At 71.8% G+C, this 14751-nt stretch carries 9 protein-coding genes and 2 pseudogenes; 4 read left to right on the forward strand and 7 right to left on the reverse strand.

The annotated features are described in order from the left end of the window. The 4 genes and pseudogenes from CS062_RS04890 to CS062_RS04905 all read right to left on the reverse strand — a co-directional run. Positions 1-244, reverse strand: a pseudogene (locus tag CS062_RS04890) (HPP family protein); the annotation flags it as partial. A 40-nt stretch (positions 245-284) separates the two neighbouring features. Then, the gene (locus CS062_RS04895) at positions 285-845 is read right to left on the reverse strand and encodes a chorismate--pyruvate lyase family protein (protein WP_091729518.1); all 561 of its coding nucleotides are present in this window, start codon (positions 843-845) and stop codon (positions 285-287) included. Between the two features lie 67 nt (positions 846-912). Beyond that, positions 913-1728: a pyrroline-5-carboxylate reductase gene (proC, locus tag CS062_RS04900; protein WP_099860334.1), complete on the reverse strand. Its 816-nt coding sequence runs from the start codon at positions 1726-1728 to the stop codon at positions 913-915. A gap of 32 nt (positions 1729-1760) precedes the next feature. Further along, positions 1761-3197: an aminotransferase-like domain-containing protein gene (locus CS062_RS04905; protein WP_099860335.1), complete on the reverse strand. Its 1437-nt coding sequence runs from the start codon at positions 3195-3197 to the stop codon at positions 1761-1763. Between the two features lie 198 nt (positions 3198-3395). Between CS062_RS04905 and CS062_RS04910 the strand changes: the two genes are divergently transcribed. Beyond that, a complete protein-coding gene (locus tag CS062_RS04910) occupies positions 3396-3758 on the forward strand; it encodes a hypothetical protein (protein ID WP_143742252.1) in 363 nt (120 codons plus the stop codon). A gap of 669 nt (positions 3759-4427) precedes the next feature. On the opposite strand, the pseudogene CS062_RS04915 reads toward CS062_RS04910, so the two are convergent. Next, a pseudogene (locus CS062_RS04915) lies at positions 4428-7448 on the reverse strand (L-glutamate gamma-semialdehyde dehydrogenase); the annotation flags it as partial. Positions 7449-7562: 114 nt separating this feature from the next. Here CS062_RS04915 and CS062_RS04920 point away from each other — a divergent pair. Together CS062_RS04920 and CS062_RS04925 are read left to right on the forward strand one after the other, a co-directional pair. Continuing rightward, a complete protein-coding gene (locus CS062_RS04920) occupies positions 7563-8033 on the forward strand; it encodes an Lrp/AsnC ligand binding domain-containing protein (RefSeq protein ID WP_099860338.1) in 471 nt (156 codons plus the stop codon). Positions 8034-8176: 143 nt separating this feature from the next. Continuing rightward, positions 8177-8530: a hypothetical protein gene (locus CS062_RS04925; protein WP_143742253.1), complete on the forward strand. Its 354-nt coding sequence runs from the start codon at positions 8177-8179 to the stop codon at positions 8528-8530. Here CS062_RS04925 and CS062_RS04930 read toward each other — a convergent pair whose 3' ends face one another. Further along, a complete protein-coding gene (locus CS062_RS04930; protein WP_158238667.1) occupies positions 8531-10831 on the reverse strand; it encodes a sensor domain-containing protein in 2301 nt (766 codons plus the stop codon). Between the two features lie 171 nt (positions 10832-11002). Then, positions 11003-13063: an FAD-dependent oxidoreductase gene (locus CS062_RS04935; RefSeq protein WP_099860341.1), complete on the reverse strand. Its 2061-nt coding sequence runs from the start codon at positions 13061-13063 to the stop codon at positions 11003-11005. Between the two features lie 204 nt (positions 13064-13267). Here CS062_RS04935 and CS062_RS04940 point away from each other — a divergent pair, with 204 nt between their 5' ends. After that, on the forward strand, positions 13268-14557 hold the full coding sequence (locus CS062_RS04940) for a DUF4397 domain-containing protein (RefSeq protein WP_099860342.1): 1290 nt from the start codon (positions 13268-13270) through the stop codon (positions 14555-14557). The last annotated feature ends 194 nt before the right edge of the window (positions 14558-14751 follow it).

Below are 14751 nucleotides of genomic sequence, written 5' to 3' on the forward strand. Positions count from 1 at the left end.
CCGCGCTCGCGCCCAGCGGCGCGACGAGCCTGGGCACGCCCGGCGCATGGCGCGACAGCAGCTCCATCAGGACCGCGGTCACCAGCACCCCGGCGATCGCGCCGGCCACCACGCGCAGCCGCTCGCCGGCGTCCACCCGCATCGGTGCGGGCCGCAGCGCCTGCAGCCAGCGGCGGAACGCGCCGGTCAGGCGCGCTGCGGGCGTCGTCGGCCCGGCATCGGCAGAGGGGATCGGATCAGGCATCGGCGTCTCCGGTGGGCGTCGGGGCGCGGCACGACGGCATTCAGCGCCGTGGCCGCGACTTGCGCCGCAGCGGCCCGGGGTCGCGCAGCGCGACGTCGGGCACGAACATCTCCATCACCCGCAACTGCTGCCCGTGCCGGGTGAAGACGGAATTGCGCGACCACTGCATCCGGGCCGGTGCCTCGGTGCCGGTCGCGGCCAGCCATTGGCGCTGCATCTGCCGGTGGGTCGCGCCGTGGCGGGTCACCCGGCGTGGCTGCAGCTCGCTGCGATGAATGCGAGGGTCGTCGTAGAGCAGATGGCCCAGCGGCCGGCTGCCCAGGCCCTTGAGCGCCTTCCACGGCCCCGCCAGCGAATGGCCATGCACCGCCGAGCGCGCCCACACCAGCGGCTGGCCGTCGACATGCAGCAGCACCTCGCGCACGACGGTCAGGCCGCGACGCGGCAGGCCGAGCGCGGCGCGCTCCTGCGGTCGCAGCGGCGCCACCGTCTGGCGCAGCACCAGCACCTCGTAGCGGCGGCCGGTCGCGGCCAGGCGCTTGCTCAGCGAGCCCGGTGCGCGCAACCAGGCGCGCAGGCCCCAGCGATCGGCAATCCCCATCGGTCGGAACGGTGCTTGGAATCAGGACATCGGCGAACGTCGGCGCAGGGCGCGGAGCACGGCGGCTTCAGCCGCGCCCGAACTCGTCGCCCAACTCGCCCGCGCGCCGATGGGCAGCCTTCACCGCGCGCTCGATCGCGTCGCCGACGCCATCGGCCTGCAAGCTGGTGATCGCCGCATGCGTGGTGCCGCCCTTGGAGGTCACCTTCTCGCGCAGCGCGGTCGGCGACTCGCCCGACTGCAAGGCCAGCGCCGCGGCGCCGCCGCAGGTGGCCAGCGCGAGCTCGCGGGCCTTGGCCTCGTCCAGGCCCAGCGTCCGCGCCGCGGCGACCATGTGCTCGACGAGGAAGAAGAAATAGGCCGGGCCCGAGCCCGACAGCGCGGTGACGGTGTCGAGGTCGCCCTCGGCATCGACCCAGAGCGTGCGACCGGTCGCCTGCAGCAACTGCTCGACCAGCGCGCGATCGTCGGCGGTCACGGCGGTGCTCGCATGCAGACCGGTGATGCCCTGCCCGATGAGCGCCGGCGTGTTGGGCATGCCGCGCACGACGCGGGCGGCGCCGGTCGCGCGGGCGATCGAATCGGCGCGCAGGCCGGCCATCACCGACAGCTGCAGCGCGCCGCCCACATGCGGCGCCACCGGCGCGGCCGCTTCCTGGAACAGCTGCGGCTTGACCGCCCAGACCACCGCGCGGGCCCGCGACAGCGCGGCATCGGCGGTCGCCATCGGACGCAGGCCGAAGTCGGCGGCGAGGCGCTCGCGCTGCGCCTCGAAGGGCTCGACCACCAGCAGGTCCTCGGCCGGATATCCGGCGCGGCGCAGGCCGCCGATGATGGCGCTGGCCATGTTGCCGCCACCGATGAATGCGATGCAGGAACTCATGGGCCGGCAGTGTAGCCGCGGGCCTTCAGCCCTCACCTGCGCAACATCGACGCGCAGAGCGCGCCCAGCGTCGCGATCGCGCGCCGTTGCGCCTCGTCCATCGGATTGCCGGCGTTGATGCGGATGAAGTTGTCGAAGCGGTCCGAGTTCGAATACATCAGCCCCGGCCCCAGCCTCACCCCCTTCTCCAGCGCCGCGTCGAACAGCGCCAGCGACGACAGGCCCTCCGGCAATTCCACCCAGAGGCTGGGACCGCCCGGCGGCATCGACAGGCGCGTGCCGGTCGGCAGCTCGTCGGACAGGGCCTCGGCCATCTGCTCGCGCTGCGTGGCGAGCTTCGCCCGCAGCGCCCGCAGGTGGCGCTCGATCTGGCCGCCGGCCAGGAACTCCGCCAGGATCGCCTGCCCCAGCATCTCGTTGGGTCGGCTCTGCGCGTACTTGAGGATCTCCACCCGCGGCTGCCAGCGCCCGGCGGCGATCCAGCCGACTCGCATGCCCGGCGCCAGCGTCTTGTGCAGCGAAGAGCAGAAGATCACCCGCCCCGTCGTGTCCCAGGACTTGATCGCGCGCTGCGGCGTGTCGCACAGCAGCGCGTAGGTGTCGTCCTCGATCAGCGCGAGGTCGCGGGCCTCGCAGCTCGCCAGCAAGGCCTGCTTGGCCGCGTCGGGCATCACCGCGCCGAGCGGGTTCTGCAGGTTGGGCACCACCACCACCGCCTTGAGTCGCGGCTCCTGCGCGGCCGCCGCCTCGAGCGCCTCGACGGACAGCCCCGTGTGCGGGCTGGTGGGGATCTCGAGCGCGCGCAGGCCCAGGCTTTCGAGCAACTGCAGCAGGCCGTAATAGGTGGGCGATTCGACCGCCACCGCGTCGCCCGGCCTGGTCACCGCGCGCAGCGCGACGCTCAGGGCCTCGGTGCAGCCATGCGTGATGACCAGCTGGGACGGGTCGAGCTGGATCTGCGCATTCAGCGCCAGCCGCGACAGCGCCTGGCGCAGCCCGAGCAGGCCCTGCGGATCGGGCTGGGTACCGAGGATCTCCGGCCGGCGGCGCAGCAGGCGCTGGCCGTGCAGCGCGAGCGCGCGGGTCGGATACAGCGACGGATGCGCGCAGGCGCCGGAAAGGTTGACCTCGGGTCTGGCCGCGATGCCCCGGGTGAGGATCTCCGAGATACGCTCATGCACGCCGACGAAACGTGCCGGGTCGGCCTGGGTCTGGCGCGGCTCGGCGGCACGCGCCAGGCGCGTCGGTCGCGGCGGGCGGACGAAGTAGCCGGCGCGCTGGCGGGCCTGCAGCAGGCCCTGGCTCTCCAGCAGCCGGCAAGCCTGCAGCGCGGTGCTGAGGCTCACGCGGTGCAATCCCATCAGCGTGCGCACCGACGGCATCCGGCTGCCCGGCGGCATCGTGCCGGCCGTGATGGCCTGGCGGTAATGCGCCGCGACCTGCGCGTAGAGGGGATCGGTAGCGTCCATGGCGGCGATTCTGCGCCCGGGTGCCAGCGGGGCACCGGAACAGCCGGCGGGCAGTGGATACGGAACAGCCCCCGCGCGAGCGCTGTTGCGCAGAACAAATCGGTCCGCTGTACCTGTCGCGACGAGGCGGCGGCCGGAACACTGGACCGCATCGTCTTCATGGCGCCCAGGCCTGAGAACAGGCCGGGCGATGCTGTCATGTTCCTCACCCATGTCCTGAGATGGCTGCCCACCCCCTGGTCCGGACAGCACGCCCGAGTCCGCATGGCGCGGGCGACGCCGTCATCGAGCGAGAGCCTGGCGCCGGCGTCCTTCGATGGCGATCACGCGCTGGCAGCCGGTCAGTCGACGCTGCTGCGGCTGGCCCGCGGCACGGTGCTGCACCTGCGCGGCGGCGAGATCAGCATCGAGGACGCGCCCACGCTGTGGGCCGACCATTGCTGGCCACAGCCGATGCGCCTGCGCGCAGGGGAAAGCTGGGTCGTGCCGCGCTCGGGATGGTGGCGGATCGACGGCCGCCCCTCCCGGGACGGCCTCGGCCGATTCAGCCTTCGACGCTGAGCACCGGCGCCGCGATCGGCGATCGGCGATCGGCGATCAGTGCATGCCCGCCAGCAGCGCAGCGTTTCCGCCCGCGGCTGCGGTGTTGATCGTGAGCGTCTGCTCGGCGACCAGGCGATAGAGCTGGCGGGCGTCGGCCAGTTCCACCATCGGCACAACCGGCAGGATCGCGCCGTCGCGGCTGGCGAGCTCCCGCTGCGCGGCCAGCTGCAGCGCCGCGGGGGCGATCACGCCAGCCAGCTTCACCGCGCGCAGCACCGCACCCAACTGGTCGGCCGGCAGCAGCTGCATCGCCGCCGCGGCCACGCCGCCGCGCATCAGCGCGGTGCGGAGCTCTTGCGCCGTGTCGCCACCGCCCACCACCGCCACCGCATTGCCCGCCACCAGCGCCGCGCCCAGCGCGCGCGCCAGCTCCTCGGTCGACGCGCCCTGCGCCAGCACCGCGATCACGCCGCGGCCATGCAGGCGCAGCTCGTTGCTCTCGCCGGTCGGGCCGGGCAGCTTCACATCCACCAGCGCACGGCGCGCAGCCGCGCCCAGCGTGCGCCAGGCCCCGGCCACCACCGGTGGCTGGCCGGCGCTGGCGCGCTCCAGCGCGGTCGCACGCTCGTCCAGCGGACGCTCGGCCCAGGCCTCGTGCGCGGTGAACAGCGGTCCGAGGTCCGCGGCGGCGCCGGTCGTCGCCAATGCCGACGCCGGGGCCGCTTCGGTCGCCTCGACCTTCGGCTGCGCCGCGAAGCGCAGCAGGTAGTGCGGACCACCCGCCTTCGGACCGGTGCCCGACATGCCCTCGCCGCCGAAGGGCTGCACGCCGACGACCGCGCCGATGATGTTGCGGTTCACATAGACATTGCCGATGCGCGCTTCCGACGCCAGGCGCAGCGCGCGGCTGTCGATGCGGGTCTGGATGCCCAGCGTCAGGCCATAGCCCAGCGCGTTGATCTCGCGCACCACGGCGTCGACGTCGCCGCTCCAGCGCACGACATGCAGCACCGGTCCGAAGATCTCCTGCTTCAGGGACGCAATCGTCGGCAGCTCGACCGCCACCGGCGGCAGCAGGCGGGGGCAGGCGTCGGCCGGCACGGCCTCGGCGATCAGCGTCGCCTCGCGCTTCAGGCGCTGGACTTCCCTGGAGACGCCCTGGAAGGCCTCGTCGTCGATCAGCGGGCCGACATCGGTCGCCAGGTCGGCGCTGTCGCCGACGCGCAGTTCCTTGACGGCGCCGCGCAGCATCTCGATGACGCCATCGGCCACCGCCTCGTGCACCGCCAGCAGGCGCAGCGCCGAGCAGCGCTGGCCGGCGCTGCGGAAGGCCGATTGCACGACGGCGTCGATGACCTGCTCCGGCAGCGCGGTCGAGTCCACGATCATCGCGTTCAGCCCGCCGGTCTCGGCGATCAGCGGCAGCGCCGCGGCGCCGGGCTTGGCCGCCAGCTGGCGGTTGATGATCTGCGCCACCTGCGTCGAGCCGGTGAAGCACACGCCCGCCGTCTGCGGCGCGGCCACCAGGCGCGCGCCGACGGTCTCGCCACGGCCATGCACCAGCTGCACCGCGTCCTGCGGCACGCCAGCGGCATGCAGCAGCGCGACGCAGGCGGCGGCCACGGCCGGTGTCTGCTCGGCGGGCTTGGCCGCGACGGCGTTGCCGGCCGCCAGTGCCGCCACCACCTGGCCGGCGAAGATCGCCAGCGGGAAGTTCCACGGCGAGATGCAGACGAACACGCCGCGGCCGTTCAGCACGACGCCATCGGCGGCCAGGCGCTCCGCCTCATCGGCGTAGTAGCGCAGGAAGTCGATGGCCTCGCGCACCTCGCTGATCGCGTCGCCGAAGCTCTTGTAGGCCTCCTTGACCAGCAGCGCGCAGTACTGCGGCAGTTGTGCCTGCAGCGCGTCGGCGGCGCGGCGCAGCACCGCGGCGCGCTCGGCCACCGGCGTCGCGTTCCAGCCGACGAAGCCGCCCTGCAGGCGCGCCATCACCGCGTCCACCTCGTCGGGCGAGGCCTCGGTCAGCGTCGGCACGGTGCAGACGGCCAGCGCGTCCAGCAGCGGCTGGCGTTGCTCGGGCACGGCCAGGTCCAGGCCCGCGGAGTTGTCGCGGCCGCGGCCCGCCGCGTCGCGGTACAGGGCGACCGGCAGCGGCAGCGCCGCGGCCTCCTGGATCTGCGTCATCGGCGAGGCCAGCAGTTCCTCCGGCGCCACCGTCGGATCGGCCAGCTGGTGGACGAAGGACGAGTTGGCGCCGTTCTCCAGCAGGCGGCGCACCAGGTAGGCCAGCAGGTCGCGGTGCTCGCCGACCGGCGCGTAGACGCGGCAGGGGATGGCGCCGTCCTTCAGCACCTCGCGGTAGACGCCCTCGCCCATGCCGTGCAGGCGCTGCATCTCGAACTTGGCGCCGAGCGCCCGGGCCATCTGCAGGATGGCGGCGATGGTGCCGGCGTTGTGGCTGGCGAACTGGGGATAGATGACGTCGTGGTGCTGCAGCAGCGCCTGGGCGCAGGCCAGGTAGGACACGTCCGTGTGCGGCTTGTGGGTGTAGACCGGATAGCACGGCAGGCCTTGCTCCTGGGCGCGCTTGATCTCGCCGTCCCAGTAGGCGCCCTTGACGAGTCGCACCATGAAGCGCAGCCCGTGCCGGCGCGCGATCGCGGCGACCGCCTCCACCACGTCGCGGGCGCGCGTCTGGTAGGCCTGGACCGCCAGACCGAAGCCGCGCCATTGCGGGAAGTGGGTGGCGATGCGCGCGGCCAGCGCGTCGAGCAGCTCCAGCGACAGCTCGAGCCGGTCGACCTCCTCGGCATCGATCGTCAGGTTGATGTTGGCCTGCGCGGCCTTCTCGACCAGCTGCCACACCCGCGGCAGCAGCTCGGCGTAGACGCGCTCGCGCTGCAGCACCTCGTAGCGCGAGAACAGCGCCGACAGCTTGATCGAGATCCCGTCGCTGCCCTCCGGCGACTCGGCCTTGCGACCGCCGGCGATCGCGGCGATCGCATGCAGGTAGGAGGCCTGGTAGCGCTCGGCATCGCGCTCGGTCCGGGCGCCCTCGCCCAGCATGTCGTAGGAGAAGCGCAGCTGATGACCTTGGGCTCCGGATCCCCCCACGGAGGCGTCTGGCTGCCTGGGGCGGCCCGGCGCCGCCTGCGCCTTGCGGGCGGCGTCGGCCTCCTTCATCGCTTCCTGGATGTTGCGGCCGAGCACGAACTGGCGGCCCAGCAGCTGGATCGCCCGCACCGTCGCGGCCACGACCGTCTGCGCGCCCAGGCGCTTCATCAGGCCGCCGTCGGACTCGGCGTCCGGCAGGAACTTCTTGGACAGCGAGATCGCGCTCGCCGCGAGGCCGGCCAGCATCTTGTGCGGGCCGTCCGAGCCGCCATCGAAGTCGGCGCGGCCGAGCTGGTCGGCGGTCAGCGCGATGGCGGTCTCGGCATCGGGCACGCGCAGCAGCGCCTCGGCCAGGCGCATCAGGGCCAGGCCCTCGGCGCTGGTGATCGGGTACTCGCGCAGCAGCGATTCCATCGCCCAGAACGGCGCCGGATTCGCGCGCACCTGCTGCACCCAGGGACGCGCCTGGTCGACCACCGCCGCCCAGTTGAGGGCCTGCAGCGGCGCGGCCAGTGCGCGCACCAGCGGCAGTTCATCGCGGTACGGGTCCGGCAGGCGGGAGGTCTCGGGCGGCAGGGCGAAAGCATTCATGGGATCCTCGAATGTTCGTGCGAGGGGCGCTCCCCTAGCGAATGTCGGGAGTGTAAAAAGGACAGGTCCGAATTAATCTCCAATGTTTAGGCCATCCACCGCACGGAATCCAGCATGAGCGACCTCCAGGACCTGGACAAGATCGACCGACGCATCCTCGCGCTGCTGCAGCAGGACGGGCGCATCAGCAACCTGAAGCTGGCCGAGGAGGTGCAGATGTCCGCGACGGCGGTGCTGGAGCGGGTGCGGCGGCTGACGCGCGACGGCTTCATCCTCGGCTACGAGGCACGCCTGAATCCCGCCAAGCTGGGGGCCCAGATGCTGGTCTTCATCGAGATCCTGCTCGATCGCACCGTCCACGACGTCATGGACAACTTCCGCGCGGCGGTGCAGGCGCGGCCGGAGATCCTGGAATGCCATCTGGTGGCGGGCGGCTTCGACTACCTGCTCAAGACGCGGGTGTCGGACATGGCGGCCTACCGGGAGTTCATCGGCGCCGTCATCTGGACCCTGCCGGGCGTGCGCGAGACGCGGACCTACGCGGTGATGGAAGAGGTGAAGCACACGACAGCGCTACCGCTGTGATTTGCACACACCGCCCGGGCCGGCAAGTGATTTCAAGGGGGAAATGTCCTCCCCCGCCAGCCCCTCCATCTGCGGGCTGACGGCCCAGGGCCGACAGGATCACCATGGAGTGCCCCTTCCCCCGTGATCCCGGAGTTCCAGCAATGAAGTACCGGTCCTCCCTCCCACAGCTCCCGCCCGCGGCGTCCAGGCCGATGGCGACCGGCGGCGGGTCCGACAGCCTGTATCCCAGCCATTACGGCGAGAGTCGTTTCAGCCATGGCGAGAGCCATTACGCGGACAGCGGCAGCAGCTTCGGCGACTCGGAGTTCGGCTTCGAGCCACCCCCCAGGCGCACCGTCGCCGGTCCGGTCGAGAGCTGGCATGACTCGAGCTACGTCCTGCGGCGCGGCCTGGAAGTGCGCGAGATCAGCGCGCGGGAATGGCGCCTGTGGGTCAGCGAGCCGGCCCCGCCGACCACGCCCCGGCGCCGCGTGAACGGCGACGGCGAGGCCTGATCAGGCCAGCTGCAGCCGCTTGGCCGGCGCGCGGCGCAGCGGCTCGGGCGGCGGCGTGAGCACGAAATCCTCGGCCGGCATCGGGCGGCCGTAGTACCAGCCCTGGGCCCAGTCGCAGCCTTCGCGGCGCAGCCACTCGGCCTGCTCGAGCGTCTCCACGCCCTCGGCCAGCACGTCCAGGTTGAGGCTGCGTGCCAGCACGATCACCGTGCGCGCGATCGCGGCGACGTTGGCGTCGCTGCTGAGGTCGTGGACGAAGCTGCGGTCGATCTTCAGGGTGCTGACCGGCATCCGCTTCAGGTAGGCCAGCGAGGAATAGCCGGTGCCGAAATCGTCGATGGCCACGCGCACGCCCCGATTGGAGATGCGCGTCAGCAGGCTGATCGCCTGCTCGGCATCCTCCAGCAGCAGGCTCTCGGTGACCTCCAGCTCCAGCGCGCTGGGCGGGCAGCCGGTCTCGGCGAGGATGAAGTCCAGCGTCTCGATGAAGTCGGGCTGGCGCAGCTGCCGGGCGGACACGTTGACCGCGACCTGCTGCGGCTTGCCCTCCTGGCCCTGCCAGCGCGCCACCTGCGCGCAGGCCTGCTCCAGCACCCAGCGGCCGATCGGGATGATCAGGCCGGTCTCCTCGGCCAGCGGGATGAAGTCCGCCGGCGAGATCGGCCCCCGCGTCGGATGCCGCCAGCGCAGCAGCGCCTCGGCGCCGATCAGCTGGCCGTCGCTCAGGCGCACCTGCGGCTGGTATTCGAGGCGGAACTGCGCCGCCTCGTTGGCCTGGCGCAGCGCGTGGGTCAGCTCGAAGCGCTGCTGCACCGCCTCGGTCAGTTCCGGCCGGTAGGCCTGGACCGACCCGCGCGCATGCAGCTTGGCGCGCACCATGGCCACCTCGGCATTGCGCAGCAGTTCGTCGACCTGGGTGCCGTCGGCCGGGAACAGCGCCAGGCCGATGCTGGCGCCGACATTGAAGCGGTGGTTGTCGATGACGACCGGCTCGTCCATCGCCTGGATCAGGCGGTCGCCCAGGCGCATCGCGGTTTCCTCGTCGACCAGGCCCGACAGCACCACGACGAACTCGTCCGCGCCGACCCGCGCCACCGAATCGCTCAGCCGGGTGACATTGGCGAAACGCGCCGCGGCCGTCAGCAGCACCTGGTCGCCGGCGGCATGGCCGGCGATGTCGTTGACGTCGCGGAAGCCGTCCAGGTCGATGTAGAGCACCGCCACGCAGGTGTGCTCCCGCTGCGCGTTGCCGATCTGGCGGGTGATGCGGTCGCGCAGCAGCGCCGCGTTGGGCAGGCCGGTCAGGCTGTCGTGCAGCGACTGGTGCAGCAGCTCGGCCTCGGTCTGCTTGATGCGGGAGATGTCGGTCAGCACGCTCAGGTACTGCACCTGGTCCGGATCACCCGAAGGCGCCGGCACCTTCACGAAGGTCGCCCACATCGGAATCGATTCGCCGTTCTTGTGGCGCTCGGTGACCTCGCCGCTCCACTTGCCGCGGGACTCGATGTCGGCCCACAGCGCGCGCAGCTTCTCCGGATCCTGCTCGGCCTCGCGCAGCAGCAGCGGGCGCTTGCCCAGCAGCGTCTGGCGGTCATGGCCGACCATCGCGACCAGCGCCGGATTGACGTCGACGATGCGCAGGTTGTGGTCGATGACCATGATCCCTTCGCCGCAATGCTCGTAGACGGTGGCGGCGCGGCGGGCGGCGTCGGTGGCCTGCTGCAGCTGCGTGATGTCGCGGGCGATGGCGACCTGGCCCAGGTACTGGTCGTCGTCGACGACGGGCGCGCTGACCACGTCCAGGCAGCGGGCGCCGCCATCGGCGCCATCGCGCCAGGTGAGCGTGCGGCCGTCGGCCTGGGTGTCGACCCAGCCCGGCGGATTGGGCAGGTCGGCGTCGCGGCGGCCGATGATCTCCTGCTCGGTCAGGCCGACGGCGCGCTCGAAGGCCGGATTGCAGCCCTCATAGGCGCCGTTCGCATCCTTGAAATACATCGGGTCGGGAATCGCGTTCAGCAGGGCGCTGAGACGGGCGCGCTCACGGCGCACGCGCTTGAGTTCCTCGCGGCGGCGCCGCAGCCGGCCGCGCTGCTGCACGAACAAGCTGACCATCACGCCCAGCGTCAGGCCGCCGATCACGCAGCCGGCGCCCAGCCAGAACACGGTCGAGCCGGAATCGATCCACGCCGGCAGGTGCGAGGCCATCGCATTCGTCGCGCTCGTCGCCGCCGTCACCGGGGCAGGCGCGGACGCGCCGGCCCATGCCGTCGTGCTCAGGCACGCAGGCAGCAGCGCGGACACGGCAAGGCATCCCCAACGACGGGTCAGGCGAAGACGCATGGCTCACCCAAGCATTTCTTATGAATGGAGGGGCAACAGCTGGCCCCGTGTCGGCGGCGGCCGCGTGTGGCGGCCGCTCCCTTTGGCTCGACCTTCGGAGTATCGGCGCGCGGCTGAAGGGCCCGCTAGGGTTTACAGCGAGGCCGCCACCTGCGTTCCCTGCAGGATTGCACGCTTTGCGTCCAATTCTTTCGCCTCGGCCGAACCGCCGATCAGATGCACCGACCGGCCCGCCGCGCGCAGCGGCGCCTCGAGCTCGCGCAAGGGCTCCTGGCCAGCGCACAGCACGATGGTGTCGCAGTCGATGCGCTCGGGGTCGGTGCGATCCTCGCCCCGGCTGATCCACAGGCCCGCCGCGTCGATGCGCTCGTACTGCACGCCGCCGATCATCCGTACACCGTGCGTCTTGAGCGCGGCGCGATGGATCCAGCCGGTGGTCTTGCCCAGGCCCGCGCCGAGCTTGCCGGCGCGGCGCTGCAGCAGCGTGATCTCGCGATCGGCCGGCTCGGGTTGCGGACGCGCGAGGCCGCCGCGGGTCTCCTGCGGATCGCCCACGCCCCAGTGCCTGCGCCAGGCGGGGGCATCCAGCGCCAGCGAGTGCCCCTGCTCCAGCAGGAACTCCGACACGTCGAAACCGATCCCGCCCGCGCCGACCACCGCCACGCGGCGACCGACCGGCTTCTCGCCACGCAGCACTTCCAGGTAGGTCAGGACCTGGCCCCGGGCGATGCCCTCCTCCTGACCAGGAATGCGCGGATCGCGCGGCGTGACGCCGGTGGCGAGCAGCACCTCGTCGTAGTCCATCAGGTCCTGGGCGCCGACGCGCCGGCCCAGCTGCGGCGTGACGCCCAGCAGTTCCAGCCGGCGCTTGAAGTAGCGCAGCGTCTCATGGAACTCCTCCTTGCCCGGGATGCGCTTGGCCAGGTTGAACTGGCCGCCGATCTCGGTGGCGGCGTCGATCAGCGTGACCTCATGGCCGCGCTCGGCCAGCGTCGTGGCGGCGGCCAGGCCGGCCGGTCCCGCGCCGACGACGGCCACGCGCTTGCGCCTTTGCCCAGGGGCCACCGGCACGATGCGCAGCAGCGTCTCATGCCCGGCGCGCGGGTTGACCAGGCAGGACGCGACCTCCTGCTTGAAGACATGGTCCAGGCAGGCCTGGTTGCAGGCGATGCAGGTGTTGATCTCGTCGGCACGACCCTCGGCGGCCTTGCGCACGAAGGCCGGGTCCGCCAGCAGCGGCCGCGCCATCGAGACCATGTCGGCCGATCCGTCGGCCAGCACCGACTCGGCGACCTCCGGCGTGTTGATGCGGTTGCTGGTGACCAGCGGGATGCGCAGGCCCTCGGCATGCAGCTGGTCGCGCAGCTTCTTCGTGACCCAGGCGAAGCCGGCGCGCGGCACGCTGGTGGCGATCGTCGGGATGCGGGCCTCATGCCAGCCGATGCCGGTGTTGATGAGGGTCGCGCCCGCTCGCGCGACAGCGCGCGCCAATTGCAGCACCTCGTCCCAGCTGCCGCCGTCCGGGACCAGGTCCAGCATCGACAGGCGGTAGATGATGATGAAGTCGGGGCCGACGGCCTCGCGCATCCGGGTGAGGATCTCCACCGGCAGCCGCATGCGGCGCGCGAAGTCGCCGCCCCAGGCATCGCTGCGCTGGTTGGTGGCGGCGACCAGGAACTGGTTGATGAAGTAGCCCTCTGAGCCCATCACCTCCACGCCGTCGTAGCCGGCCTCGCGCGCGAGCACCGCGCAGCGGACGAAGGCGCGGATCTGGCGCTCGATGCCGCGCTCGCTTAGCGCATGCGGCGTGAATGGCGAGATCGGCGACTTCAGCGCCGAGGGCGCGACGTTGAACGGGTGGTACCCGTAGCGGCCGGTGTGCAGGATCTGCAGCGCGATCTTGCCGCCCTCGGCATGGACCGCGCGGGTGATGGCCTGGTGGCGGCGGGCGGCGCCGCCGGTCATCAGCGTGCCGGCGAAGGGCTTGGCCCAGCCGGCGATGTTGGGCGCGTAGCCACCGGTGACGATCAGGCCGACCTGGCCGCGGGCGCGCTCGGCGAAGTACTCGGACAGGCGCCCGATGTGCTTGCGCGAGTCCTCCAGCCCGGTGTGCATGCTGCCCATCAGCACGCGGTTCCGGAGGGTGGTGAAGCCGAGATCCAGGGGCGACAGCAGCTGCGGGTAGGCATTCATGGCGCGGATGCTAGCGGCGGCGCCGGCGGCCGTTTAGAGAGTGGAACCCAGGAGGGAAGACCCCAGGTGCGGCGCCCGCGGGGCTAGCGGCCGGCAACTCTGTGTCGGCCTTGATATGGAACTACACAAAGCTGGCAAGCGGCCACAAGCCGCAGCAACACGGGCCTCGTTCAATCCCGCCATCCTCAATCGGAGTGTCGGACGATGCGATTCAAGACCTGGGCCTGGGGCCTGAGCGTGGCCGCGGCCGCCCTGCTGGCCGCCTGCGGCGGCGGCGGTGACAGCAGCACGGCGCAGATGCGCCTTCTCAACGCCAGCATCGGCTATGCCGCGCTGGACATGTCGGTGGACAGCACGACGGTGAACTCCGCCGTGGCCTACGGCGCGGTCGGCAGCTATGCCGACGTGAAGACCTCCGCCACCGGCACCGAGATCCAGAGCAACAGCGTGGGCAGCACGCTGGCTTCGTCCACGCCGACGCTGGCGGCGGGCAGCCACTACGCGATGATCGCGTACGGCTCGGCGGGCTCGCTGCAGACGACGCTGCTGCAGGAAGACCAGGAGGCGCCGGCCTCCGGCAAGTCCAAGCTGCTGGTGCTGAACCTGGCGCCGGACGCGGGCTCGATGGACGTCTATGTCACCGGCGCGGACGAGACGCTGGACACCGCGTCGACGGTGGCGGCCGGCATCGCGGCGGGCTCGGGCAGCGGCTATGTGTCGCTGAACAGCGGCACCTTCCGCGTCCGCCTGACCGCCGCCGGCTCCAAGAGCGACGTGCGCCTGGACATCCCCAGCATCACGCTGCCGTCGGCCGGCGTCTCGACGCTGGTGCTGACCGGCAGCACCGGCGGCGTGCTGGTCAACGGCATCCAGCTGATCCAGCAGGGCGCAACGACCAACTTCCCCAACACGACCGCGCGGGCGCGGCTGGTGGCGGCGGTGGGCGGCAGTGCGCTGGTGTCGGGTTCGGTGGGCCAGACGGCGCTGATGCCCACCTCGGTCGCGCCGACGATCGGCGACTACACGACGCTCACCGCGGGCGCGGCCGACCTGTCGGTCTACGTCAACGGCCAGCTGATGTCCTTCGCCAAGCCGACCCTGGTCGCGGGCAACGACTACACGCTGATGGTGTGGGGCACGGCGGCGAATCCTCAGTTGTCGGTGCTGACCGATGACAACCGCCTGCCGACCAGCCCGACGACGACGGCCAAGATCCGCCTGGTCAACGGCGTGGCGAGCGCCGCGACCGGCCTGACGCTGAACGTCGACTACAGCGCGCTGGCCTCGAACGTGGTGGCCGGGACCGCCTCGACGGCGCAGACCACGCCGGCCTCCACCGCGGCGCTGCTGACGGTGACCTCGCCGTCCTCGACGACGCCGGTGTACTCGCTGAGCGACCTCGGCATCACCGCCGGCTATGTCTACACCGTCTTCGTGATGGGCGACAGCACCGCGATGGTCGGCTCGCTGCGCCGCGAGCGCACGAACAACTGACGCGCCGATCGGCTCCTCGCCTCGGCCTCCGGGCGCCTGATCCGTCCTCGCACGCGGCGGTCCCGACGGCTCGAGGCCCTGCAACCTCCTCCCTGTTGGCCACGTCCTCTCACGAGGCGTGGCCTTTTTTCTCAGCGGAACCGCCGGGCCACCCGCATCCGGTCGTGCTGGAAGGCGTCGTTGCCACGGCAGGG

Origin of the sequence: Roseateles chitinivorans (assembly GCF_002761755.1) — a bacterium.
Lineage (GTDB): Bacteria > Pseudomonadota > Gammaproteobacteria > Burkholderiales > Burkholderiaceae_C > Roseateles > Roseateles chitinivorans.

Coding starts and splice junctions, on each gene's coding strand:
- CS062_RS04935 (WP_099860341.1), bottom strand. CDS start 13,063: ATGAATGCCTACCCGCAGCTGCTGTCGCCCCTGGATCTCGGCTTCACC.
- CS062_RS04920 (WP_099860338.1), top strand. CDS start 7,563: ATGAGCGACCTCCAGGACCTGGACAAGATCGACCGACGCATCCTCGCG.
- CS062_RS04940 (WP_099860342.1), top strand. CDS start 13,268: ATGCGATTCAAGACCTGGGCCTGGGGCCTGAGCGTGGCCGCGGCCGCC.
- CS062_RS04925 (WP_143742253.1), top strand. CDS start 8,177: ATGAAGTACCGGTCCTCCCTCCCACAGCTCCCGCCCGCGGCGTCCAGG.
- CS062_RS04895 (WP_091729518.1), bottom strand. CDS start 845: ATGGGGATTGCCGATCGCTGGGGCCTGCGCGCCTGGTTGCGCGCACCG.
- proC (WP_099860334.1), bottom strand. CDS start 1,728: ATGAGTTCCTGCATCGCATTCATCGGTGGCGGCAACATGGCCAGCGCC.
- CS062_RS04905 (WP_099860335.1), bottom strand. CDS start 3,197: ATGGACGCTACCGATCCCCTCTACGCGCAGGTCGCGGCGCATTACCGC.
- CS062_RS04910 (WP_143742252.1), top strand. CDS start 3,396: ATGTTCCTCACCCATGTCCTGAGATGGCTGCCCACCCCCTGGTCCGGA.